Below are 21,651 nucleotides of genomic sequence, written 5' to 3'. Positions count from 1 at the left end.
CATTATCGAATTGTCAAGGGCTTTACACACCGAACTACCTGAAGCATATGCTTCAGGTAGTTCCCATAAACACAACTATATAGGTTGCTCTACCGCTAGCCAGAGCAGCGTAAGACTAAGGCCGCCGTTAGCCGCTGCCTTATGCGGGGGCCTGCTACGCTGCTGGTGTTTGGTTGAACATTGCCCTGGTTAAGAGCTGGTAGTGCCGGGCAGAGGAAGGCGGATCCGAACGTAGCTGCCGGAGGCAGGCGCCGAGTTTATTTCCATAGTACCGCCTAGCAACTGCACCCGGTCGCGGATGCTGCGCAGGCCTAAACCCGAGCTAGCAGCTAAATCATCAATAAATCCTAGCCCATTGTCAGCGGCGCGCAGTAGTACAAAGCCGGGGGTAGTTTCCACTTCCAAGCTGGCTTCCGTAGCGCCCTCGGCATGTTTGACGATATTTTGGGCTAGCTCTTGAGTCATCCGATACAGGGCCAGTTCCATGTTGGGAGGCAATGCCGTATCCAACACAACGTGGCCATGCAGCTGAAGCGACGGACTGCTTAAGTGGCGGCAAATGTCCTGGACGGCCGTTGCCAAGCCGAATTCTTTTAAAACAGTGGGCATTAGCTCATGCGAGAGGGCCCGGGTCTGGCTAATAGCTTCGGCCAATAGCTGGTCGGCCTCACGGCGGGCGGCCACCAGAGCTGGGGCTACGGGCTTTTGCGGGAAGTATAAGCGGAGCTGATCTAGGCGTAGCTTGGTAGCGTACAGCAACTGGCCCACGCCGTTGTGCAGGCTTTCCGCAATGCGCTTACGCTCCACTTCCTGTGCTTCCAGCACGGCATCAAACAGGCGCTGCTGCTGCTGTAGGCGCAAGTGTAGGTTCTCGGCTTCCAACTGCTTGACCTGGCTGATATCCAAGTCGATGCCCAGGATGCGGGTCAACTGTCCGTGTTCGTCGTGTAAGGGGTGGGCCTTAATACGCAGGGTTTTCACTTGCCCATCCACCCGAATGCGTAAGGTTTCTTCTACACTACCGGTGCCCTGTATCAAGCAGCGGACAAGTTGCTCGGCTACAGGCACGTCTTCCTCTATCACCTTCTCCTGATAGGTGGACGGCGTGACCGGCGTGTTGAGTGGCAAACCAAACAGGCGGTACATCCCCGCCGACCAGCGGAAGGCACCCGTCGGCACTTCGTACTCCCAACTGCCTATCTGGGCTATTTCTTCGGACTGCTGTAGTAAGGCCAGGTTTTTGACTAGTTCCTGCTCGACCTGTTTGCGAGAAGTGGTTTCAAATGACTGCGAAAAAAAGCCGTCTTCCAGCCGATGGTAGGCAATATCGAACCACCCCTTCACGTCTGGGAAGTCGTAATATTCTTCGTGGCGCTGGGGTTCGCCCGTTTCCATTACTTGGATGATGTGCTGCCACGAAGGATGCTCTTTGATGCCCGGCAGCACCTGCGTTAGCCGGATATGCGGGGTGTTGATCTTGGAGGTAATGCCGATTATGGCGGAGTTGACCGTGTCCACGGTGAAATCAACGAGTTGTCCTGCTTCATCCCGAACGGCCTGGTAGTACCCAATCTGGGTTTGGCCGGTGTCGAGCAGCACCGTGAGCCACGCATTGGCTTGTTGCAGCTGGCTTTCCGTCTGCTTCTGCGCCGTGATGTCGAGAAAAGTCAGGATGATACCGTCCTCGTTTTTCACCGCCGACACGTCGAACCACCGGTCCAGGTAATGCTCTCCGGAGTAGCGTTGTTCACTGCGCCAGGAGTCGCCGGTTTCCACCACCTGCACATATCTCTCGAAAAGGACTTCGCGCACTCCTGGGAAAAACTCCAGCAGGCCGTGGCCCAACAATTCAGCTTCGCTTTTCTGGTTCAGAATCTGCGCGGCCCGGTTGACCCCACGAAAAACGAAATCGATGATGGCACCAGTTTGCTCGTCGCGGCGGGCCTCCAGCAAGCAGATAGCCGCGGGCGAGCCATGGAGCATGCGCTGAATGGTGCGGTTGGCAGAGTGAAGTTCTGCTTCTGCTCGGTCGCGTTCAGTCACATCGTGCACCGTGCCGAGAAGCTTCACGGGTTCGGCCGACGGGCCATAAAGCACATTGCCGTGAGCCTCCAGGGTGCGCTGCTGCCCATCCGAGCGATAAATACGGCGGCGATAGTAGTAGGGAGTTCGGTTCAGGATAGCCTGGTCCAGAATCTGTTGGATGGCTGCCGCGTCTTCTGGGTGCGAGCGGGCATTGACATAGGCCAAGTTGGGCACGAACGACTGCGGTTCTTCGCCAAACAAGAGAAACATACCGCCCGAGAAGCGAAACGTCATATTGGCTAGGTCGACTTCGTAGCTGCCGGCCTGTGCTGCCTGCTCAGCCGCGCTCAACAAGGCCTCGCTGGTCTGCGCTTCCACTGCAGAATGCGGTTCATGTTGAGGCGCCGGCACTTGGGGATGGTTTTGCTGCTTGATCAGACGGGTGATGTCGTGCCAGAAAACCAGTAGTTGGGTGGGGGTGGTGGCAGTGCTCATTTCTATCCACTGCTGAAAATCAGATAGAAAGAATTGCCCGGTTACAGAACCCGAAGACTGTATAGCCTCCTGCAACGCTAGCTGCAATTCGGCTGGGAAGCTGGCCGGCACTACCTGAGCGAGTGCCTGGCCTTGCAGCTCGTCGGCGGTGCGGCCCAACAAGCGCGCCGCTTCCGGATTGACCAGTTGAAGTATGCCTTGCTTATCAAGCGCTAGCACCGCTAAGGGCATCATCTGCAGCACCTGCTCGGTAAGCGAAGCCAACCCGGAAAGGCCGGCTGGAGTGTTACGAGCAGTGTGGTTGTTTGTCATTGGAGTAAGGAGCAGGCCCCGCTACAGGCGAAGCGTGAGAAGTAGCGCCATACCAGAATACGTGGGCTTTTTTCTGGTTCACAGGTATTTATGTGAAAATGGGCTCGGAAAATAGTGTAATGGAAGCTCAACAACGAGCCTACCGTACGGGTATGGCCTGTCGACACACTTATCTTCACCGGGATGTGAGTCCCAAAAGAGCCTGCTCCCTTAAGTTGGCAGGTGCTGTAGGATGGTCTGCCAGGCAAAGAACCCAGTAGAAGACGAGGTTCTTTCCTTTGCTGCCTTGTTTGTCTGCAAGCTACCTCTAATGTAAGCAATAGCTAGTACATAAAAGGCACCCGACCAAAAGGTTAGTAGCCATTGTTGGTATTAAGCCCAGCCTATAGCCTCAGTACCACCAGTAGGTACCCGTAGCCTTAAGTGGCGCCAACTTTAGCTACATACCCTGCGCCAGCAGCTGCGCTACCGGATTCAGATCAAATACATCTGCTAGCAGCTCGTAAGAACGTAGCCGATCCTGAAAGTCGTAGGTGATGGTGACGGCGACTATCTCGTTTACGCCATAAGCGGCAGCGAGCTTTTCCAATTGTTCGCGCACTTGCTGGGGGGTGCCGGACACGATGCGCTGATGATGGTAGTCGAGGCGGGCAAGGAGTTCGGGGGTGAGCGAATAGTTGCGTACCGAGTCGGTGGAACTCATGGGAGTTCGGTCGCCGGTTTCTAGTTTCAGCATTTGCAGCGCCAGGGCATCGGCCAGTTCCTGAGCTTTGCCCTCAGTGTCGGCGCAAACAACAAAGACAGCCACGTTGGCGAGGGGGGCATCTAGCTCTGGCGAAGGACGGAACCGTTCCTTGTAAAGCCGCACCATGTCGGGCCCACCGGTAGGATTGATGAAATGGGCAAAGGAAAATGCCGCGCCTACGTGCGCCGCAAACAGGCCGCTTTGGCCGCTGGAGCTAAGTAGCCACATTTCCGGTACCGTATCCACGAAGGGCGCCGCTTTCACTTTGGCGTGAATGGTATCGGGCACCACCTCGTCGCGCAGGTAGGCCCGCAAGTCCATGAGCTGTTCGGCAAAGTCTTCGTCGCGGAAGGCGTTGTGCGGATTGAGGGCATGGGCCGTCACCCGGTCGGTGCCAGGGGCGCGCCCGATGCCTAGGTCGATGCGGCCGGGGTAGAGGGCTTCGAGCAGGCGGAAGTTCTCGGCCACTTTGAGTGCCGAATAATGGGGCAGCATCACCCCACCCGAGCCCAGCCGGATACGGTTGGTTTCAGCTCCCAGCCGGGCCAACAACACCTCCGGCGCCGAGCCTGCCAGCGTGCCTGTATTGTGATGCTCTGATACCCAGAAGCGGGTGTACCCGAGCCGTTCGGCGAGGCGAGCCAGCTCGATAGTTTCCTGGAGCGCCTGCCGAGCCGAACCGTTGTGCCGCACCGGCGACTGGTCGAGGACACTCAGGTGCACTTTATTTTCAGTTGACATGCTATCGTCGTTTAGAGAGCTTCCGCTGGAAATGGCGCGGATTATCTGCTACAACAACAGAGGCGAAAGAGTAGTTTGCTTGGGACGCAGCAGTGCTAGCCAGCACCACCCCAAGTCTTAGTTGTGCTTTTGTCATTCGGCTGGCGCAGGAGTGGCGTGGTTGCTTTTGCGCAGGGGCAGTTCGGGTACGAAGAACGTCAGCAACAAGCCCCCTGCTACCAGGAAAATATTGAAGAGGTAGATGCGGGATATGGCCTTCGAAAAAGCGGCTCGTAGCTCTGGCGAGGCTGGGCCGGCCGCGGCTGCCGGCACCACTGGCCCCTCCGATACCACTGGCCGCACAGCCACGCTGGGCGTTGTGGGAGGAGGGGTGGCTTCTGCCAACGTAAGCGTAAGGACTGTGCCCAGAATGGAGGCAGTAATGGCCCCACCAATCTGCCGGAAAAACTGGCTGGCCGACGTGGCCTGCCCCATCAGCTGGGGCTCAATGGCATTTTGGATGGCCAGCGTATACAGCGGCATCGTAGGGCCCAGCCCTAGCCCACACAATAGCAAGTACGACAGCACCTGGGGGTAACTCACGGTTTCGGGCATGGTAGCCAACAACGACAGCCCCCCGAGCAGGACAATAATCCCCCCTATCATCCACCGCTTGTAGTGCCCGAAGCGCGACACCATTTGCCCGGCCAGCAACGAGCCCAGCACCACGCCCATCGAAAGCGGAATCAGGCTGATACCGGCGCGCGTGGCCGTAGTGCCAAGCACATTCACCATAAACAGCGGCTCGAAGATGATGATGCCCAAGAACGCGCCGCCCAGCAGAAACAGCGCGGCATTGGCCCAGCGGAACACGGTGTTGCGGAACAGCCCGAAATCCAGAATAGGATTGTCGGAGCGGAGGCTGCGGCGCACGAAAAGCGCCAGCGCCACGGCGGCCGTAGCCAAGAGAGCTAGCGTGACGGGCGAGGTCCAGCCGTATTCTGCTTTGTTGAGCTGCAACCCCACTACCAGCGGCGCCAGCCCGGCCATCAGCAGCACAATCGATACCACATCGAGAGGCTTGGGTGTAGTCCGGGGCCGGAGGGCTGGCATCTGAGTCAAAATAAACCACAGGGCCAGCAAGCCCAGCGGCAGGTTCACGTAGAACACCAGCCGCCACCCTGCCACGCCCGGAATCAGCCCCGAGCCTTTGTCTGTTAGAAAGCCCCCCAAAAACGGCCCCAGCACCGACGACGTGCCGAAAACCGCCCCCACGTAGCCTTGGTACTTGCCCCGCTCAGCGGGTGGAAACAGGTCGGCAATGATGATGAAGGCCATGGCAAACAGACCAGCACCTCCCAGGCCCTGAATGGCTCGAAACGTGATGAGCTGGGTCATGCCGTCGCCTAGCAGGGGCAGGGTGCCGAATTCGCCCGCTAGTCCGCACAGCATCGAGCCCACCAGAAAGATACTGACAGCCACCACCTCAATCTTGCGGCGGGAGTACATGTCGGCCAGCTTGCCATAGATGGGCACCAGCGCCGTGCTGGCCACCAAGTAGGCGGTAGCCACCCACGTAAAACGGTCGAGCCCTTGCAAGTCCGCCACGATGCGCGGCAAGGCGGTGCTCACGATGGTTTGGTCGAGGGAGCCCAGAAACATGGCCAGCAGGATACCGGCAAACGTGAGCATCTTTTGCCGCTGGGTAAGGTTTTCAGTCATGGCGAGCAAGGGTGAGCCTGGCTGTACGCAGAAAAACAAGGTGGGAGTTACCAGTCGCCTACTATAAGTACCTAGAATTAGCAGTCCGCAACGCGCAACTGGCAGCTCAATACACTACTTTCGCGGCCGTGATTACCACCCTGACCCTCGCGCTGCTCTGCTTGTTTGCCTTCATGGCTGGTTTTATCGACTCGATGGTGGGCGGCGGGGGGCTGATTCAGCTGCCCGCTATGCTGCTGCTGCTCAAGGGTGTTCCAGAGCCCACTATTTTCGGAACCGGCAAAGTATCCTCGCTGATGGGCACGCTGGCGGCGTTGCGGCGCTATGCGGGCCAGGTGCCCATCCAATGGCGGGCCGTAGGCACGGCGGCCGTGGTAGCGGGCAGTTTCGCGTTTCTGGGTGCCCGGGTGGTAAGCATGTTTCCGCGGGAGCTGTTGCGGCCCATGGTGCTGGGCTTGCTGGTTGTTATTGCCCTCTATACCTTCTGGCGCAAAGACCTGGGGGCCCTGCACGCGCCGCGGCTTACTGCCCGCCGCGAGGTCTGGGTGGCCATCATCATGGGGGCCATTATCGGGTTCTACGACGGCTTTTTCGGCCCTGGCACAGGTAGCTTTCTGCTGTTCACGTTCGTGGGGCTGTTCGGCTACGACTTCCTGACGGCGTCGGCGTCGGCCAAGCTCGTGAACGTGGCCACCAACTTGGCCGGCTTGGCTTACTTCGCTTACACTGGACAAGTGCTGTGGATGGTAGCCCTACCCATGGCAGTGTGCAACATCATCGGCTCTACGCTCGGGGCCAACGTTGCCCTCAAACAGGGCACGGGCTTCGTGCGCATCCTGTTTTTGGTGGTGGTCAGCGGCATCATCCTCAAGCTGGGGTGGGAGATGTTCAAGTAAAGCAGTAGGCTACGTAGACAAGGTAAGCCAGGCAGAACTGCCTGGTTGAAAAAAGACCGTCATGCGGCGCTAGCCGAAGCATGACGGTCTTTTTCGTTACTTGTCCGCGTGGACTAGGGGTGTGCCTACTCTCCCTGCGAAGGCAGGCCAGGAACGGGCGTGCCTTGGTTGCCTTGCGCACTTGGTACGCCCATTTTTTCTTCGCGCTTGCGCTGGTATTTATCGAACTGAGCGGGAGTCAGGACGCTTTTCAACGTGCTCAGGCGCGCCTGACCGATATCATCTATTATGGCGGCCATTTTGCGTACGTCCTGGCGGTAGTTGAGGCGGGCCGTTTCCACGCCCCGTACGCTGGTTAGGTTGATTTGCCGCACCTTCTCGGCCTGTTCCGGGTTTAGCGCCAACGCTTTTTGCATGTTGCTTGTGAGGGCATTGGCCCGCGCTTCCACCTGTTCTTCGGGGGGCGCCACTTTGGGGCGAGTAGCGGCTGGGGCGGCCGAGGGAGCAGCGGTTTTGACTTTGGCGGTAGGGGCAGTGGCCGTCTTGGTTTTAGTCTTGACGGTGGTTGTCTGGGCTACTAGCATAGTAGGAGCCATCAGAAGCAAGAGGGTGGCGAGAAAAGAAATTTTCATATCGGATAAGTGAAGAAGCCAGCAAACAGGCAGCGTCCTGTGGCAAGGCCGCCGAGCGGGCTCTGAAACTGACACGTAAATATGATGCCAATTCGTGAAAGCCGCGCCTCCTAACGTCTGCCCGGAAGTTTCTGGTTTCATGTTGCCCACAACAGCAGCGCGTTTGCGAGAAACGCTCCCGGAAAGTTTCTGCATGTAACGCCAAGCGCTCCTAATCTAGTGTTGTGCTTGAGGAGCGGCGGGCACAGGTCTGGCAGCGCGGGGCTAAACATCTTCGTTGAACAACGAGTATTTAACTAGCAAACAGAACCTCCGATATATGAAACCTGACACTCGAAACAACTGGCTGGCACTGGCCGGCGCTGGTGCGTTGCTGGCCGCCGCCACGCTGTGGAGCAATCGTCGTGGGTCCTACGACCTGCAAGGCAAGGTAGTGCTGATTACGGGCGGCTCGCGTGGTCTGGGCCTGATTCTGGCCCGGCAAGCCGTAGCAGAAGGCGCCAAAGTGGCCATCTGTGCCCGCGACGCCGACGAATTGGAGCGCGCCCGCCAGGAATTGGCAGCGGGCGGAGCCGAAGTACTGGCTCTGTCCCGCGACCTGATGGAGCCGGCCGAAGTGCGTACGCTGGTAGTGGAGGTGCAGGAAAAACTAGGCCCGATTGATGTGCTCATCAACAATGCCGGCATCATCACCGGTGGCCCCCTCGACCACATGGAACTGCGCGAGTACGAAGAGTCAATGGATACGCACTTCTGGGCGCCGCTGCACGCCATGCAGGCCGTATTGCCCGACATGCGCCAGCGCGGCGAGGGCCGGATCGTGAACATAGCCTCGGTGGGCGGGAAGGTGCCCGTACCACACTTGGCGCCCTATTGCGCCAGCAAATTTGCGTTGGTGGGCCTCTCCGAAAGCTTCCGCGCGGAACTGCTGCAATATGGTATTCAAGTAACTACCGTGTGCCCCGGCTTGCTGCGCACCGGCAGCCCGCGCAATGCCATCATCAAAGGCCAGCACATAAAAGAATACGCGTGGTTTACAGTAGCCGACTCCATGCCTGCTATTACGGTGGATGCTGATTCAGCCGCCCGGCAAATTTGGAATGCCTGCCGCCGCGGTGACGCCGAAATCATTATTGGCTTGCCAGCCAAGCTCTTGTCTGCCTTCCACGGCCTGGCGCCCGGCACCACCGCCGACCTGCTCAGCTGGGTGAACCGCACCCTGCCTGGCCCCACCGGCAAGGAAGGCGACGCCCGCCGCTACGGCCACGAAAGCGAATCGCCCATCACGCAATCCTGGCTGACCACCCTCACCCGCAAAGCCGAGAAGAAGAACAACCAGGTGTGATAGATAATTGAAATGCCCCGGTAGCTTACACTGCTGGGGCATTTCGGTTAAAGGCTAACTATTGCGGTATGTGTTTAGCCCCACATTGCCAACTGATGCGTGGGTGTTCCAGCTATTCTTGGCTGGGAGCAGGCTGGCACTTGGGGCAGTGGTAGGTGGCTCGGCCGCCTACGTACCCTTTCTCAATCAGGATTTTGGGGTGGCGGGGGCAGAAGGTATGCGCGTCGGTGCCGGGCGTGGCGGAATCGTCCCACTCGCGGGCATGAATGAGGAACGAGGCGGGGAAGTGCCGGTAGGTGGCTTCGTGTTGGATGGCCGTAGTGAGCACCAACTGAATGGCTTCATGCAGGGCCTTGAACTCCTTGGTGCTGAGCGTGTGCGCCCGCCGCTCCGGATGAATCTTGGCTTGGAACAGCACCTCGTCCACAATCCAGTTGCCGAGGCCCGCCGTGATGCCCTGGTCGAGGAGGAGCGGCTTGATCATGGGCTTCTTGGTACCTAGCACGGCTTGCAGATGTTCGGGCGTTACGTCCAACGCATCGGGGCCGAGCTTTTTGGCTTTCTGATACGCTGCTACGCTTTCTACCAGCCGAATGCGGCCAAATTTACGCGGGTCGACGAAGGCCACGCGCAGGCCGTCGGCGAGGTGAAATGCAACCCGGGTGAAACGAGGAGCATCGGGCTCGTCGCGGTAGGCACCTACGTCGCCGGTCATGCCAAAGTGCAGCGCCAGCACCTGGCCGCTGTCGAGTTCCAGAAAGCAGTTTTTGCCGAGGCGGCGGGTGGCTGTTATGCGGTGACCCACCAGCGCCTTACGCAATGTGTCTTCGTCGGTGACGAGGACTTTGGCGTCTTTTACTTCGAAAGCCGTAATAGGTTGCTGGAGAAGTACATCGTCAAGAAAGCGGCGGTAGGTTTCAACTTCGGGTAATTCGGGCACGGAGAGGAGGCGGTAAGTACAACACAGTTCAGCTACTGAACAGCTTTGGCGGGTGCAGAGTTGCAACAAAAGCTGCCGCCCAACTCTATTGTGCTGCCTTAACCCAACAAACAAACGGGCTGCACCAACGGCCGGAGCATGTAGCGCAACACAGGTACTGGCTTCTAGAGCAGCAGCTTGCCTTCCAGCACCACCACGCCCGTCCCGCCTATGCGCACAAAGTCGATGTCCTCGGGCGGGCCAGCTACGTGCACGGTAATGCTACCAGGGCGGCCCAACCAGTGGCCTTGTTCGGCAATGAAATCAGGCTGCGCGAGGTAGGCGTAGCGCCATAAATACGCCGCCATGCCGCCCGTGGCCGAGCCGGTAACCGGGTCTTCCATCAGGTCGGGCGGGGTGCCGAACTGCCGGGCGAACGTATGGCCCAGCGGCGTAGCGCCTCCCAGGCAAAAAAGGTGCGGGCTAAAGAAGTCGGAGTTGGCGCGGTAGCGGGCATAGGCAACTGGTTCGGGTGGCGTGGCTCGGCGTAGCGCATCCTGGTCGCGCAGGAGCATCATGAGCTGCGGAGTACCGGTGCTTACCGTTTGCACGGGTGCGCCGGGCAGCAGGTCGGCTGGCGTGAGGCCAAAAAGCGGGGCTACTACGGCCGGATCATGGAGCTGCCCAAACGTGGGTTTGCGCTGAGTCATGAACACCTGCGGCAACTCGTTCGGTGCAGTCGGCGCCTCGACATCAATACGAATTGGACCGTCGCGCAGGGCTAATTGCAACGTGGTATGGGGTTCTGTGAGCAGTAGGCGGCCCGTGTGCAGCAGCGCCGCAACGGTGGCAATGGTGGGGTGCCCAGCCAGCGGAATTTCCTCGGCGGGGGTGAAGAAGCGCACCCCGAAAGCTGCGTCAGGCGAGCGGAACACAAAGGCAGTCTCCGATTGGTTGAATTCCTGCGCCAAGCGCTGCATCTGGGTGTCAGGTAGCGCGTCGGCGTCCAGCACTACCGCACACGGGTTGCCGGCTAGGGCAGTGGTAGTGAAAGCATCAACCAACAAGAAGGGGAGAGTGGACATAGAAGGACAGTGAGTTCAATGCCAAAAGTAAACCAGACGAAAAGAAGCCCAGAAACTAATTCTAACAGCCATAGCACTGCACTACACCGGAAGCGTAACTCACGGGATATGCTGACGGATTCCTGAAAAGGGGACGCGTACTACTCAATTGTAACATTCAGGAATGTAAATGTCTTGAAAAAGCCATACTGATGCTGCGGAGCTATGTGCACTTGGCTTTCTCTGATTATATCGGCCATGAGTTTGGCTTGAATTAGGACTGTAGCTATGCACCAACGGCTGCAGGTTGATTATTTTATAAACTTTCATAAAATCTTCATCCGCTGAAATCCGGGCGCTTAGCCAGTGCGTAGCTTTTTCAATCCCAATATTTCTCACTAAAAAATAAAGGAAAAATGAAAAAGACTTCTTACTGTGCAACGCTTGCTGCGTGCGCCGCCCTCTTTTTTGCATTAGCCGGTTGTGAAAAAGAGATGGACGAGTACGCCCAGAACGGAAATACCAGTATCAGCAGCGACCAAAAAGGCATTCCTTTTTCTTTTTACGCCTTAGCTGAGGGCACTAAGCTAGACGCCTTCACCACCCAAGACCCCGAAAATCCTACCCGTTCAGTACCTATTGCCGGGTTGCAGTCCGGAGAAACCATTCTGGCCATCGACTTTCGGCCTGCTACCGGCCAGCTGTACGGCGTGGGCAGCACCAGCCGCATCTATGTTATTGACCCGCTGACGGGGGCCGCTCGCGCTATTGGAACGGGGCCCTTCATGCCATTGCTGGAAGGCTCAGTGGCGGGCTTCGATTTCAACCCGACCGTCGACCGTATCCGGTTGGTTACAAACACCGGCCAAAATCTGCGGCTGAATCCGGAGACTGGTGCCTTGGCCATGGAAGACGGCGACATCAACGGAGCGCCCGGGGCCAGTGTTGCTGCCGTAGCGTACACCAACAACGTGGCCGGCGCCGCTACTACCACCCTCTACGATATTGATGTTGCCACCCAAACGCTGTACAAGCAAGACCCGCCGAACGCCGGCACGCTAGTCAAAGTAGGGCCCCTAAAGCTGAAAGTAACCGGGGAAGGTGGCTTCGATATTGCTCCCGACAACACCGCCCTCGGCCTGTTCGAGGTCAACAAGAAAGCCACGCTTTTCTCTGTTGACTTAGCCACCGGCGACACGCGCATATTGGTGAAGTACAACAAAGGCCTGATGTACACGGGCATTGCTATTCCTACGCAGCCCATTGCCTACGCCGTTACGGCTGCTAATAGCCTTCTGATTTTCAATCCTGAAAATCCATCCGCTACTGTAGCCAAAACCATCACCGGTTTGCAGACCGGCGAAACCATAGTTGGTATTGATTTCCGGCCAGCTACAGGCCAACTGTATGCTATTGGCAGCAACAGCCGCATCTACACGCTCAATACCTCTTCGGGGGCTGCTGCTTTCGTGGCAACTCTGACCGTGCCCTTGTCCGGCACAGCATTCGGTGTGGATTTCAACCCAACCGTTGACCGAATTCGCATTGTGAGCAACACCAGCCAAAACCTACGCGTCATTCCAGCTAACGTGGCAGCCGGCACAGCTGGCACTGTCACGACTGATACGCCGCTTAACCCCGGCACACCCGCGGTAACGGGTGCAGCGTACACCAACAACTTTGCCGGTGCCACCACCACTGCGCTGTATGATATCGACACAACTTCCGATAAGCTGTTCCTGCAAAACCCGCCGAACGCCGGCGCGCTGGTGCCAGTGGGTGACCTTGGCGTAGACGTAGACGCCGCCAACGGTTTTGATATTGGGGGCACCAGCGGCACCCCATACGCCTTGCTTACCTCGGGTGGTAGCACCAAGCTCTACCGCATCAGCACCAGCAATGGAGTTGCAACCAGCGTAGGGAACTTCACCAGCGCAGCCACCGGCTTAGCCGTAGGGCTTGGCTTCTAACCAGTTCTTTCCTGCTTCAACAAACAAAAAGGTCCCGGCTGCTAGCCGGGACCTTTTTTGTGATACGATAGTCAAGCGTTAAAACCGAAGGATAAGTAACCGGCAAATAACCAGTCGATTACTGTGAAGATGGGTTTAGGAAGGGTCAGACAACAGGGCTACCTGCCGGCCGGAACTGTCGAAAACGCCACCCGCTGCATTGATGAAGAGCCGGTGGTTTTGGTCATCAACCAGTACAAACGGATACTCTTCGCTATTAGAGCGAGTGATGCGGCCAACCACTTGCGCGGTGCGGTCCTCGTGGTCGAGGCGAATAACGTTGAGGCGGCTCGTTAGGTAGAATGGCTGATCGGGCTTGCTGCGGAACGTGATTTTGCCCACCACATTCATCTGGCCATTGCTGGCCATCACCACCGGAGTGGAAGCACTGGAGTTGGAGCGGCTAGGTACGGTCACGGCTGGCCGGCTGCTAACAATGGCCGGAGCAGCCGAGGGAGCCGTGGTGCGGTTGCTGGCTGCAATTTGCTGGCTGGCCCGCTGCCATCCTTCGCCAATGGCCTTGAGGCGAGTAGAACGGCCCGGATGAGTCGGGGAGGCCTCCTCGTCTGATACCACGGCCATACCGGCTTGCGCTTCGGCTAAGCTGGCGCCCATCTTCCGCAGCACGAAACCCGAAAACTCGTCGGCTTCCAGCTCATCGGTGGGGTTGGATCCGCCCGCTTTCAGCGTATGACCATTGAGGTGGTGGCCCATTTCGTGCGCCAAAATGCTGATGCCTGCCCAGTCGGAGCGGCCCGCGCGGTTCACGGCTGCCACAAAGTTGGGGTTGTATAATAGGAAGCGCTTGCCACCGTACACTACGGCTGCGGCATTCTGAACGGCCGTGGTGGCTTGCAGCTCGAAGCGAGGCTTGAGCCCCACTACGTCGGTGATTTCGCGCAGTACGTCGCGCTTGGTGTTGCTGGATGATTGAGCACTGACCGAACCGGCCAGAAGCAGCCACGCAGCCAGCAACAAGCCGGAGAAATGGCGGAAAAAGCGAGGCTGAAACGTCATGGAAATGTCGGTAGGATGAGAAGCCTGGATAGTCAGGAATCGTGCCTAAATAACGCGCTCCGCTAACTTTTAGTGCCCTGTCTTCTACGTGTATCTCGTGCCGTTACGGTCGACGTTACCCTGCTGCCGGGCCTGACCGTCAGAGAGACCATGCAGGAAGGAAAATGCGGAACTTCCTTTAGGCTTGCACCAACTGTGGGGCAATAGACGAAGCAGGCCGCTCACCGATTTGTTGGCGCCACATGGCGTAGTACAGGCCTTTTTGCAGCAGTAGCTCGTCGTGGCGGCCTTGCTCGGCAATATGGCCGCGCTCCAGCACGAAGATTTTGTCGGCGTGCAGAATGGTGCTGAGACGGTGCGCAATCAGGATGGTAATGTGCTTGCGCGAACCGGACAGCTTGCGTACCGTCTGGCTGATTTCCTCTTCCGTGAGCGAGTCCAGCGCCGAGGTAGCTTCATCGAATACCAGCAGGGTAGGGCGGCGGAGCAAGGCTCTGGCAATGCTTAGGCGCTGCTTTTCACCGCCTGATACTTTCACGCCGCCTTCGCCAATTACGGTATCCAGGCCCTGGGGCGCGCGGGCCAACAACGAGTCGGCCGCGGCTTCGTGCAGGGCACGGATGCATTCTTCGTCGGTGGCGTTGGGGGCCACAAAGCGCAGGTTCTCGCGGATGGTGCCGGCAAAAAGCTGGGTGTCTTGCGTCACGAAGCCGATTTGCTCGCGCAGAGTGTCCAAGTCGATTTCGGTGCCCGGAATGCTGTTGTAGAGAATCTGACCCGTGGCTGGCGGGTAGAGACCCACCAACAGTTTCACGAGCGTGGTCTTGCCGGAGCCCGAAGGACCCACAAACGCAATGGTTTCGCCGAGCTGCGTGTTAAACGAAATGCCATCCAGCGCTGCGTTGCTGGCCGATAAGTGTTTGAAACGGACGTCGTCGAAGGCCAGGGTTTCGATTTGCTGGATGTGCTTGGGATGCGCCGGTTTCTTGTCTTTGGGGGTATCCAATATCTGCTGGAAGTTGGCCAGGGAAGCCTCCGTTTCGCGGTAGATATTGATGATGTTGCCCATTTCCTGCAAAGGCCCGAAGATGGCAAACGAGTAGATGAACAGAGAGAAGAACTCGCCCACTGTAATGCGGCCCTGCACCACCAAATACAGCATCAGGAGCAGAATGGCGTTGCGCAGCAGGTTCACGAACGTGCCCTGCACGAACGACAACGAGCGGATATACCGGACTTTCTTCAGCTCCAGCTTCAGAATCTTGTTGGTGGTAGCGTTCAGCCGCTCGGTTTCCTGTTGGGCCAGTCCCAGGCTCTTCACCAGCTCGATATTGCGCAAGCTTTCGGTGGTAGCACCCGCCAGGGCCGTGGTTTCCGCCACAATGGTTTTCTGCACCACCTTGATCTTTTTGCTTAGCACCGAACTCAGGATGCCCAACAGCGGAATGGTTAGGAAATACACCGGCGCAATCACCCAGTACACCGTGAGAGCATAGCCGACCACGAAAATCACACCCACCAGCCCCACAAAGAGCACGTTGACGAACGAAGCAATCAGCTTTTCGACGTCGGTGCGCACCTTCTGGAGCTTGCCCAAGGTTTCGCCGGAGCGCTGGTCCTCGAACACCTGATAGGGCAGTTCCAACGAATGACGCAGCCCATCAGAATACAGCTGCGCACCCAGCCGCTGGGTGATGACGTTGACATAGTAGTCCTGGAAGTTCTTGGCAATACGCGAAACCATGGCCACGCCCATGGCGGCCAGAATCAGCAGCCCCGCCCCACTCAGGAAGGTGCGGAAGTTGATGTCGTGCAGCGCGCCGCCCGGCTTCACCACGTACTGGTCGATGATTTTGCGAAAAATCCAAGGGTCAAGCAGAGAAAAAACCTGGTTGATAGCCGCTAGCACCAGGGCCAGCCCTAACAAGCCCCAATAATTGCTCAGATAGCCGTAGAGAAGTTTCATGATCGGAAAAGAGTATTCATGAAGAAAGCATCCAACAAGGTAGAAGGTTTCAGTTCAGCTACGGAACACGCCATAATAGTTAGAGCTTGATCTATAGGGCCAGCAGCAAAAGCGAAATAACATGCTCACTAGTAACTAGCTGCTCTCAAACGATGTGACGCAGCAAGCAGCACAATGGAAAGCGGTTAATCACAGCGTTGAACGACGCGGGCCCAGAATGCTAGCAAAGCGTCCTGCTTGATCGGTTGTCCGCTTGCCGCAGCATTTCTCTGCTTCGAGGCAGACGTGGAAGGGTAGTGGGGCGGGAGAGAGGCTTCGACTTCGTTGTACTTCACTTAGCAAGATGTACCGGGTAAATAGCGGCCATTCGCTCTGCTTGCTGCTCAATTCAGGTGAGGAGCCCGCCCGCCAGTAGCTTAGCCTGGGGTTTCACCAGCGGTGCTGGCTATCAGGCGGGTGCTGCCAGGTACCATGGGGGCCTGGGTGGTGGTTTCGCCGGCGTGCTCGGCCAGTAGGCGGGCCACTACGGGCTTGTCGGGGCCTTGGTGCAGTTGACGGGCCAGGGTTTTCACGTCGGCTTCTTCGCGGCTCACGCCCCGGTCGTGGAGCTGCTCGTACTCTTCCCAGGATTCCACCATGAAGTATTCTACCAGCCGAGTCGGGTCAGCCAGGTCGGCGTAGAGGCCCACCCGGATGGCACCTTCACGACGACGGATACGGCTCAGCTGCTCCATGAGGGTGGCGAAAGCGGGCCGGTCGGGAGGCGCTATGTGGTAGGTGGTCGTGACGATGATGGGGCCGGCATCGGGGGCGGGTTCCTCGGCTAGCATAAGGTCTGGGCGCGCCCGCGCCGGCGTGAAATCCAGGGTTTCGGTGTTGTTGCTAAGCGAATAGCGCAACACCAGCAGGGTGCTCAACATCAACCAAATGGCTGCGCCCGTGAGGGCCACCGGCAGGGCCCAGCGGCTGGCTACTGCGCCCCACACCACGCTACCCAGCGCCATGCCGCCCTGAATGGTGAGCAAATACAAACTGATAGTACGGGCCTGCACCCAGCGCGGTACCACCGTCTGCACGCCCACACTAAACGAATTGAGCACCAGCATCCAGGCCAGTCCCACCAAAACCAGCAGGCCCGAAAGCACCACTTTGTTGTCGACGAACGCCAGGCCCAGCAGCCCGATGGCGAAAGCCACGGTGGCGGCCGTTACGCGCCAGTTGATGGTGAGCCGGCGGTTGAGGTAGGGTAGCAGCACGGCCCCCAACACTGCCCCGGCACCCATACACGAAAGCAAAACCGAGTAGAACGAGGTCGGCAGCAATAACCGCCGCGCTACCACCGCGGGCATAAGCGCCAGCAAGGCACTGGCCCCAAACGTAAAGCTGATACCTCGGATGAGGATGTGTTGGACGGGCGGCGCAAAGCGGGCGTACCGAATGCCGCCCCGAATAGCCGCCAGCACCCGTTCCCCAGCCAGCGTAGAGGTAGCCTGTGGTTCGCGTTTCCAGCGCCACACCATATAGATAGTAGCCAGAAACGACAAGCCATTCAGCAGGAAGGCCGCCCCCGCCGAAAAGGTCCCAATCAGGAGGCCCCCCAGCGCCGGGCCGAACGAGCGGGCCAGGTTGAAGCTCACACTGTTGAGGGCCAGCGCCTGCGGTAGCTCGGCGCGGGGCACCAGTTCGGGCGTTACGGTTTGCCACACCGGGTTGTTGAGGGCGCCGCCCAGTCCCAGCAAGAACGTAAGCAGCAGCAGCAGCCAGGGCGTCGTGAGGCCAAGCAGGGTTATCGTGGCCAACACCAGGGCCACGGCCGCCATCCAGGTCTGGGTGAGCATCAGCATCCGTCGGCGGTCCACTAGGTCGGCGAGGGCACCGGCGGGCAAGCTCAGTAGAAATACGGGCAGCGCCGAAGCAGTTTGGAGCAGGGCCACCAGCACCGGCGAGGTGGTAAGCTCCGTCATGAGCCCCACAGCGCCTACGTTCTGCATCCAGGTGCCAATGTTGGAGACAAAGGAAGCAATCCACAGCATCCGAAAAAATGGAATGCGCAGGGGCGCCAGGGGCGAGGGGGGAGCCGGCGAGGCCAGCGTAGCAGTGGCGGACATAGAACACAGAAGCAGAAACCGGTTTGCTTACGTAGCTCCGCCAACTTTTGGTACCTAACCCGCCAAACCACTCCTGCCACACGGTGCCGCGACACCTGCGCTTGCCACCGGCCGCTACTGCCTCAGCACCAGGCCAGGTAGGTGTCATGGGGTGCCGGCTGGCCCATAGAACGCGGTCTGCTTCTACGAGACATATGACGCACAAAAAAGCCCTGGAGGAAGTCCAGGGCTTCTAGTGGTATAGTAAAAAGAGCTACCTAGTTAGGTATCCCGCACTAGCGAGAGGTAGCGGCAGTGCGGTTGGTGCGACTAGCCTGGCCACCTTTGCGGCCCGCCGCACGCGCCTCTTCTGGAGTCCACTGGTGGCCCCGGCCGCTTTCGTGCGAGGCTTTGCCGCCTTCGCTGGCGATGCGGCGCTGCGTAGCAGGATCCATAGCGGCGAAGCCACGTGGGTTACCAGTTTTTGGGGCAGATGCAGATTTAGCGCGGCCGTTTGATGCACTGGAGGAAGTAGCCATGATACAAGAGTTTTGGAAGTGGAAAAGGAATATAGACTGTGGAAAAAAGGTCAAGCAGTAGGGGCAGGTACCACCCGGAAAATCTGGTGCAGCTGAAGCAGCCGCAGGGCGCGGCACAGCACGGCATCCACGTTGTAGAGCAGTATATCGGCGCCGGCTTGTCGGGTGAGCAGCAGTTGGGAAGCCAGGTAGCTTACACCTCGGGTGCGCACACACTCCAGGTGCTGGCAGTCGATGAGAAGCTGCGGACGTTGCTCTGGGTTGGACTTATAGAGCCGCCCCGCGAGCCGCACCGGGTCTGTGTGGTTCAGGTCTATCGTATAAACGCGGGCAGCTGGGTCGCTGAGTGAAGAGAAGTCGAGCATACGCTAAGTGGTGGTAGTGTACAGATAGATAGGGCGGGCAGAAAGGGTACTCTGGTGGAGCGGAAGCAAAGCTACAAGTGCCCACCATGAATTAACTGCGTAGTAATGACCAATTTATTCCTGCGTGAACTACCTGCGCAGGTGGCAACTTATACCGAAGTGGTTTGCGTAGTTGGCCACGCAGGAGCTACCTGCGTGCCGCGCTCAAACTTGTCGGGCATAAACTGAAGCCGGCCGAACAGCCAGCGGCTGCCACTGGGCCGCAACCGGAGCAGCGCAAACTGCCCGCGTAAGTCGTATCCCTCGAAATGCAGGCGTATCCGCTCTTGCCCGATGTGCGGGGGTAGCTCGCCGGCCATCAGGGTGCACGTTCCTCTGTCAACCAAATAGGCGGTTGGAGGAAGCTCAGTGGCTTCTGCCAGCAGCGAGTGGCTTTGCTGCGTGAGCTGGTGGTGGCCTAGTTGCGGAACCGTCCAGTGCGCTAACGCGGGCGCAACGCTCTTCAGAATAGGGTCTTGAGCATACAAGACCAAATGTTGGCATGCTAGAAGCCCCGTTGACTGGTAGAGCGCGAAATGCAGAGAAGTCATAAGAGAAGAAACTAGAGTTGCCGAAGCAAGGTCACAGATAAGCAGCAAAGCCGCTCATCCGTGACCAAATGCCCCGTTGCGCCCGCAACGGATAGGGCAAGGAAATGCGACGGAGAAATAGGGGAATCCTTCAACAGTCTTTCCAACTACCAGCAGCCGGCTGCCCGTGCCAATGGGGTGGTGCCGCTCCGAACGCATTTCGTAGAGGGCAGCCAGCTCGCTCCTTAAACGAAACCAGCGCCCCCAAAAGTGGCCGGATTAGTACGGAAATAGCTGTGTTGAAAGCACGTAATTTCAGCTCCGTATTGCGCAGCTGGTTGTGGCTACCACCCCCCCCCAAACAGTGGTAGCTACGTATATGTACGGAGCGTACTGGCTAGCTACAAGGCCACTTCTTTAAGTGAACTGTACCTAGTCCATATCGGGTACAAGCAAGCGCAATAGTTCGGGTTCAGGCGGGCTGCTCTGGCAAAGCCAGCAGGTGAAGAGGCAAGCTAGAGCGTAGCTGCCTGTGGCTGGTGAGCTGAGCGGCAGTGCGGCCACCCGCCGGTAGGTTGCAGCATAGGTGGCTTGCTGTCAGGTGTCTACGTTCGGCGTCTTCCGTTTGCCAAGTAGGCATGGGCCCTGCGGTGAAGGCAGACCCCCGCTAAAACAGGCTTTCCGGGGCCCGAAACCGCTGCTTGCTCAGGTTTGCGCAATGTGCAGGAGGCCGCTTAGCTTCTGCGTGTCGGCGGCGGGCCAGTAGAAGTACGCCAGCGGGTTCATCCAGTCGCCGATAAACGCTTCCACTTCCTCGGAGTGTTCTATGCACAACACATAGGCCGATCCTTTGGGCAGGTGTTGGACGTACACATCGCCAGCGTATTGCCAACCATGTGGAGGGTGGGAGCAAGGACTAAACCCGACTTCTTGAAGTTGGGAAGAGGTGAGGCGTGACATAGCGGTGGAAGGTAGGAAGGCCTGCTGCGTGGGAGGGGATGTGAAGGAAGCCTACCCGGTACAGATCTGATACGTAATGTTATGCTTTACCTTGCAATGATTCAAATAACAAATATTATTATATCTAAGTATAAATACCACTTCTCCCAAAGTAACTACGGATTTTTCAAGTTCGTAAACTACCAAGCTCCCCAGCAACCGTACGTATGGGGTTGCTGGGGGGCTTGCTGTATGGTGTTGGCCGTGGGGTGTTAGTCCTGCTCTTGTTCGGAGGCTGTAGTGGCGCCCGTGCTGCCATTAAGCAAGAACTCCCGAAGCCGGTTGATGTGGGCTTTAATTGCTTCGAGGCGTTCTTCCTGCTGCACACTCCATAGACCCTCGCCCCGCACTGCCATGCTGCTTAGCAGGTTTTTGCGTTCCTCCATCATGCGTAGGGCCACCCACAGGGTTTCTTCCAGCGCCTGCTTCGAGCTTTCAAACAGCGCGTCGGCGGTGTAGGAGTGGCCGGTGTGGCAGCGAAACCGCATCACGTTGCCCTGCTCTAGCTTCCACAGCGCGCCGCCACAATCGGGGCACGTAATGGGCACTCGCTCGCCTATTGCGTCGATATCTTCTGTGCTTCCCACAACTCTTTCCGCAATAGCGGCCTCCGCTTTTAAGTCTTCAGGAATAGGGGTCGGAGGTGGCGGGGCTTGGCTCGTCAGCTCCTGCAACAGGGCTCCTATATGGGAGAGCGGCACTACATGATCGACGGCCACGTTGCGTAGCGCCGTGTAGGGCATGCTAGAAAACTCGGCATCTTCGGGGTCTTGCACAATGGCTTGGCCCCCGCAACGCTTGATAAAATCGAGGCCGGCGGTGCCATCGTGCAGCATGCCCGTGAGCACCACCCCAATCACGGCGTTGCCGTAGGTGACGGCCGCCGCCCGAAACAGGGCATCAATGGCCGGGCGGAAGTTGTTTTCGCGCGGCCCTTTTGTGACGATCAGCTGGCCGTCGTGCACCAGCAGGTGCCGGTCGGCGGGAGCCAGGTACAGGTGGCCGGCTTCTATCTGGTCGTGATGAGCGGCTAGATGGCAGCGCATTTGGGTGTGCATGCTCAGGCGCGACACCAGATGCTCCCCCGACGAGTCGGGGGCCAGGTGCTGGACTACCAGCACTGCCGCCGGTAGGGTGGCCGGCAATTGCGCCACTAGTTGCGTAAGGGCGGGCATTCCACCTGCGGAAGTGCCTACAACAATTATATAGGAGGGTTTCACTAAAA

General features: G+C 58.3%; 17 protein-coding genes. 3 read left to right on the top strand and 14 right to left on the bottom strand.

What is annotated here, in order from left to right; genetic code table 11:
• Positions 1-189: 189 nt before the first annotated feature.
• The 3 genes from MTX78_RS13290 to MTX78_RS13280 form a co-directional block, all read right to left on the bottom strand.
• Positions 190-2,832 carry a sensor histidine kinase gene (locus MTX78_RS13290; RefSeq protein ID WP_243794957.1) on the bottom strand — a complete coding sequence of 881 codons (2,643 nt, stop codon included), beginning with the start codon at positions 2,830-2,832 and terminating at the stop codon, positions 190-192.
• Positions 2,833-3,271: 439 nt separating this feature from the next.
• On the bottom strand, positions 3,272-4,318 hold the full coding sequence (locus tag MTX78_RS13285) for an LLM class flavin-dependent oxidoreductase (RefSeq protein ID WP_243794956.1): 1,047 nt from the start codon (positions 4,316-4,318) through the stop codon (positions 3,272-3,274).
• Between the two features lie 132 nt (positions 4,319-4,450).
• Complete coding sequence (locus MTX78_RS13280) at positions 4,451-6,019, bottom strand: MDR family MFS transporter (protein WP_243794954.1); 1,569 nt, start codon at positions 6,017-6,019, stop codon at positions 4,451-4,453.
• Between the two features lie 128 nt (positions 6,020-6,147).
• Between MTX78_RS13280 and MTX78_RS13275 the strand changes: the two genes are divergently transcribed.
• Positions 6,148-6,915 carry a sulfite exporter TauE/SafE family protein gene (locus MTX78_RS13275; RefSeq protein ID WP_243794953.1) on the top strand — a complete coding sequence of 256 codons (768 nt, stop codon included), beginning with the start codon at positions 6,148-6,150 and terminating at the stop codon, positions 6,913-6,915.
• Positions 6,916-7,040: 125 nt separating this feature from the next.
• Here the strand turns inward: MTX78_RS13275 and MTX78_RS13270 are convergent, their stop codons facing one another.
• The gene (locus MTX78_RS13270; RefSeq protein WP_243794946.1) at positions 7,041-7,547 is read right to left on the bottom strand and encodes a hypothetical protein; all 507 of its coding nucleotides are present in this window, start codon (positions 7,545-7,547) and stop codon (positions 7,041-7,043) included.
• Positions 7,548-7,866: 319 nt separating this feature from the next.
• On the opposite strand from MTX78_RS13270, the gene MTX78_RS13265 reads away from it, so the two are divergent.
• On the top strand, positions 7,867-8,892 hold the full coding sequence (locus MTX78_RS13265; RefSeq protein ID WP_243794944.1) for an SDR family NAD(P)-dependent oxidoreductase: 1,026 nt from the start codon (positions 7,867-7,869) through the stop codon (positions 8,890-8,892).
• 112 nt (positions 8,893-9,004) lie between these two features.
• On the opposite strand, the gene mutM is transcribed toward MTX78_RS13265, so the two are convergent.
• Both mutM and MTX78_RS13255 read right to left on the bottom strand, forming a co-directional pair.
• Positions 9,005-9,832 carry a DNA-formamidopyrimidine glycosylase gene (gene mutM / locus MTX78_RS13260; RefSeq protein WP_243794942.1) on the bottom strand — a complete coding sequence of 276 codons (828 nt, stop codon included), beginning with the start codon at positions 9,830-9,832 and terminating at the stop codon, positions 9,005-9,007.
• Positions 9,833-9,996: 164 nt separating this feature from the next.
• Positions 9,997-10,896: a PhzF family phenazine biosynthesis protein gene (locus MTX78_RS13255; RefSeq protein WP_243794933.1), complete on the bottom strand. Its 900-nt coding sequence runs from the start codon at positions 10,894-10,896 to the stop codon at positions 9,997-9,999.
• Between the two features lie 395 nt (positions 10,897-11,291).
• On the opposite strand from MTX78_RS13255, the gene MTX78_RS13250 reads away from it, so the two are divergent.
• Positions 11,292-12,845 (top strand): DUF4394 domain-containing protein, encoded by a 1,554-nt coding sequence (locus tag MTX78_RS13250; protein ID WP_243794931.1) that lies wholly within the window; start codon positions 11,292-11,294, stop codon positions 12,843-12,845.
• A 135-nt stretch (positions 12,846-12,980) separates the two neighbouring features.
• Here the strand turns inward: MTX78_RS13250 and MTX78_RS13245 are convergent, their stop codons facing one another.
• The 8 genes from MTX78_RS13245 to MTX78_RS13210 all read right to left on the bottom strand — a co-directional run bounded on the left by MTX78_RS13245 (position 12,981) and on the right by MTX78_RS13210 (position 21,601).
• Positions 12,981-13,901: a M48 family metalloprotease gene (locus MTX78_RS13245; protein ID WP_243794924.1), complete on the bottom strand. Its 921-nt coding sequence runs from the start codon at positions 13,899-13,901 to the stop codon at positions 12,981-12,983.
• A gap of 178 nt (positions 13,902-14,079) precedes the next feature.
• Positions 14,080-15,867 carry an ABC transporter ATP-binding protein gene (locus tag MTX78_RS13240; protein WP_243794922.1) on the bottom strand — a complete coding sequence of 596 codons (1,788 nt, stop codon included), beginning with the start codon at positions 15,865-15,867 and terminating at the stop codon, positions 14,080-14,082.
• A gap of 416 nt (positions 15,868-16,283) precedes the next feature.
• Positions 16,284-17,975 (bottom strand): MFS transporter, encoded by a 1,692-nt coding sequence (locus tag MTX78_RS13235; RefSeq protein ID WP_243794920.1) that lies wholly within the window; start codon positions 17,973-17,975, stop codon positions 16,284-16,286.
• Between the two features lie 275 nt (positions 17,976-18,250).
• Positions 18,251-18,493, bottom strand: coding sequence for a KGG domain-containing protein (locus tag MTX78_RS13230; protein ID WP_243794918.1), 243 nt, complete (start codon positions 18,491-18,493; stop codon positions 18,251-18,253).
• 50 nt (positions 18,494-18,543) lie between these two features.
• On the bottom strand, positions 18,544-18,858 hold the full coding sequence (locus MTX78_RS13225) for an STAS domain-containing protein (protein WP_243794917.1): 315 nt from the start codon (positions 18,856-18,858) through the stop codon (positions 18,544-18,546).
• A gap of 149 nt (positions 18,859-19,007) precedes the next feature.
• Entirely contained in the window at positions 19,008-19,448 is a 441-nt protein-coding gene (locus MTX78_RS13220) for a hypothetical protein (RefSeq protein WP_243794915.1), read from the bottom strand.
• A 684-nt stretch (positions 19,449-20,132) separates the two neighbouring features.
• The gene (locus tag MTX78_RS13215; protein ID WP_243794913.1) at positions 20,133-20,387 is read right to left on the bottom strand and encodes a hypothetical protein; all 255 of its coding nucleotides are present in this window, start codon (positions 20,385-20,387) and stop codon (positions 20,133-20,135) included.
• A 251-nt stretch (positions 20,388-20,638) separates the two neighbouring features.
• Positions 20,639-21,601, bottom strand: a complete 963-nt coding sequence (locus MTX78_RS13210) for a chemotaxis protein CheB (RefSeq protein ID WP_243794911.1) — start codon at positions 21,599-21,601, stop codon at positions 20,639-20,641.
• Between the last annotated feature and the right edge of the window lie 50 nt (positions 21,602-21,651).

Source organism: Hymenobacter tibetensis (assembly GCF_022827545.1).
Classification (GTDB): domain Bacteria; phylum Bacteroidota; class Bacteroidia; order Cytophagales; family Hymenobacteraceae; genus Hymenobacter; species Hymenobacter tibetensis.
Note: the sequence above shows the minus strand (reverse complement) of the source record. Positions and strands in the feature narration are given on the sequence as shown.